This is a genomic window from Halomonas sp. 707D4, assembly GCF_024158685.1.
Lineage (GTDB): Bacteria > Pseudomonadota > Gammaproteobacteria > Pseudomonadales > Halomonadaceae > Vreelandella.
The window spans coordinates 1-2,880 of the sequence record NZ_JAMZBD010000399.1 but is presented as its reverse complement, the minus strand read 5'-3'; the positions used below and the strand labels follow the sequence as shown (position 1 = coordinate 2,880).

The window sequence follows — 2,880 nt, the reverse complement described above, 5'->3', positions numbered from 1 at the left end:
CGGACGAGCAGTGGCTCGCCTGGAGCGAGGACACCCAGGGCGACGAGCGCTACGCGCTGTGGCTCAAGGCGCTGCCCGACGGCGAGCCGCACAAGCTCGCCGACGACATCGGCCCGGCGCTGTGCTGGGCGGAGGACCAGACCCCGCGCAATGCGACGCTTCTGTTCACCCGCTTCGACGCCACCCAGCGCCCGGACAGCCTGTGGCGCTGTCAGGTCGACTTCACCGCCCCCGAACGCCCAGCACCCGCCACCCTGGTGTTTCGCGAGGAGGACGCGGAATTCTGGCTCGGCATGGGCAAGACCCGCTCGAAGGCGTGGCTTCTGATCGAGACCAGCGCCAAGGACACCACCGAGATCCTGGCGATTCCGGCCGCGGCACCCAACACCCCGCCGCGTCTTCTGCACCGGCGCATCAAGGGTGTCGAGGTCAGCATCGACCATCGCCCGGGCGCCTTCTATCGGCTGCACAACCAGGATGGCCCGCACTTCGCCCTGGATACGCTCGTAGAAAGCGCTTGGGAAGAAAGCGATTCCCCCGAGTGGCAGACGCTGATCGCCCACGACGACGCCCATACCCTGGAGGGCATGGACGCCTACGCCTGGGGGCTGATCGTCGCCCAGCGAAGCCACGACGAGGCCCAGACCCGGCTGCGCCGGCTGGTGCTCGACGGGCTCGACGAGATCACGATTGACACGCTGATCGCGCTGCCCGAGACGCCCTGCTCCCAGTTGCTCGAGGAGTCGGCGCACTTCGACACCACTCGCGTGCGGCTGCGCGAGGAGTCCTTCACCCACCCGGCCAGCTGGTACGAGCTGGATCTTGAAAGCGGTGATCGCCGGCACCTGAAGACGGTGCCGGTGCACGGCGGCCTCACGCCCGGAGCATTGGTGAGCAAGCGGATCTGGGCCAGTGCCCCGGACGGCGAGCGGGTGCCGGTATCGATCGTGATGCGCGCGGATCTCGCCGACCGGCCGCTGCCCACGCTGCTCTACGGCTACGGCGCCTACGGCGAACCGCTCGATCCGTGGTTCTCGATCGCCAGGCTCTCGCTGCTCGAGCGCGGCGTCGCCTTCGCCGTGGCCCACGTGCGCGGCGGCGGCGAGCGCGGCGAACCCTGGTACCTGAACGGCAAGATGGCCCACAAGGAGAACAGCTTCGACGACTTCCTCGCCGCGCGTCAGGCGCTGGTGGACGAGGGCCTGAGCCAGGCAGAGCGCATCGTCGCGGTCGGCGCCAGCGCCGGCGGGCTGCTGGTCGGCGCCTGCGTCAACCGAGCGCCCGAGGCGTTCTGCGCCGCCGTGCTGGACGTGCCGTTTCTGGACGTGCTGCGCACCATGCAGAACCCGGAGCTGCCCTTGACCACCGCCGAGTACAGCGAGTGGGGCAACCCCGTCGAGCCCGAGGTCGAGGCGCGCCTGCGCGGCTATTCGCCGATGGACAACATCCAGCCCCAGGCCTATCCGGCGCTGTGGATCGAGGGCAACTGGTTCGATACCCGAGTGGGCTACTGGGAACCGGCCAAGTTTTACGCGCGGGTGAGCGAGGCGCAACGAGGCGATGCGCCGATCCTTCTGCACACCGACATGGACAGCGGCCACGGCGGCGCTTCCGGGCGCTTCAAGAGCTGGCAGGACGCGGCGCGCCAGGACGCCTTCATCCTGTGGGCGCTGGGCCTGGCCGACGCGCCGGCCTGATCGGCGCCTCCCCGAGACCAAAGCCCCCGCGGAGCACGCTTCGCGGGGGCTTTCATTTTATGAAAAAATTTTCCATAAAGCTTTCCACAATCGATCTCCCGGGTATAATGGCCGTTCGTCGTATAGACCAATGTCTAACTCAAACCAGGAGAGTGACATGAAATATCAAGAGCGTTTTCTGACCATCTGGGACACCCCGACCGCATCGGCGGACACGCCGGCGCGCGTATCGCGCTTCAAGCGCCTGGTGATGGCACTGCTCGCCCGCTAGTCGATGGGCAGGATGGCGATGATGTAATCCTCCCACTCCTTCTCCGGCACCGCGTCCTGTGAAACGGCGAAACCGCGCACGCTGACGCCCTTGCGATGGACGCGCTCGGCGTCGTTGCTCAACAGCGGATGCCAGCCGGCGAGCTTGCGCCCCTCCGCCACCCGGCGATAGCCGCAGCTGGCGGGCAGCCAGGTGAACTCGCGCACCAGCGCCGGGGTGAGCTGGGTGCAGTCCGGCACGCTCTCGAAGCGGTTCTCGTAGTCGCTGCACTGACAGCTATGGGTATCCAGCAGCCGGCACGCCACGCCCAGCACGGCGAGCTCCTTGGTCTCGTCGTCGTGAAACTTCAAGAGGCAGCACTGTCCGCAGCCGTCGCAAAGCGCCTCCCACTCCTCGGCGGTCAGCTCCTCGAGCGGGTATCTTTCCCAGAAACGTTCGCGCATGGCGCCCTCGTTCATTGAATCTTACCTGTGCCGACCGCTTCACCGCTGCTCGAGAGCGTCGCGAGGCAATCGGCCCAGAGGGGGTGAAAATCGTTCTCCAGCCGCGCGTAGTCGCGTTCAAGCCAGGGCACGAGCTCGGCCAATCGGTTGGGGCCGGAGAGCCTGCGGCCCACGCCCTCGATCGCCCGGCAGGTAAAGCCGAAATCGGCGTAGCGGCGCAGCCAGTCGTGCTCGACGAGCGCCGGCATCATCGTGGCCAGGCGCGCCGGGGCCGGATGCGCGGCGAGCAGCGCGTAGAGGCGCTCGACGAGCGCGTCGAACGCCTCCTGCCCTGAAAGCTCGCGGGCCAGAAAATGGTCCCAGAGAATATCCAGGGCGATGCCGGCGTAGCGGCGCTGAGCGGCGGGAGCGCGCTGGCGGGCACCCCGCACCGCCGGGTGGGCGTCGACGAAGGCGTCCACCCGGCGGT

General features: G+C 67.9%; 3 protein-coding genes. 1 reads left to right on the top strand and 2 read right to left on the bottom strand.

Annotated elements, in window-relative coordinates; genetic code table 11:
* On the top strand, positions 1–1,697 hold a 1,697-nt coding region (locus BIS11_RS14260; protein WP_253586371.1), incomplete at its 5' end, for a prolyl oligopeptidase family serine peptidase.
* Between the two features lie 267 nt (positions 1,698–1,964).
* Here BIS11_RS14260 and BIS11_RS14255 read toward each other — a convergent pair.
* On the bottom strand, positions 1,965–2,411 hold the full coding sequence (locus BIS11_RS14255; RefSeq protein WP_253422195.1) for a YcgN family cysteine cluster protein: 447 nt from the start codon (positions 2,409–2,411) through the stop codon (positions 1,965–1,967).
* 11 nt (positions 2,412–2,422) lie between these two features.
* A partial coding sequence (locus tag BIS11_RS14250; RefSeq protein ID WP_253586370.1) for an ACP phosphodiesterase occupies positions 2,423–2,880 on the bottom strand: 458 nt, incomplete at its 5' end.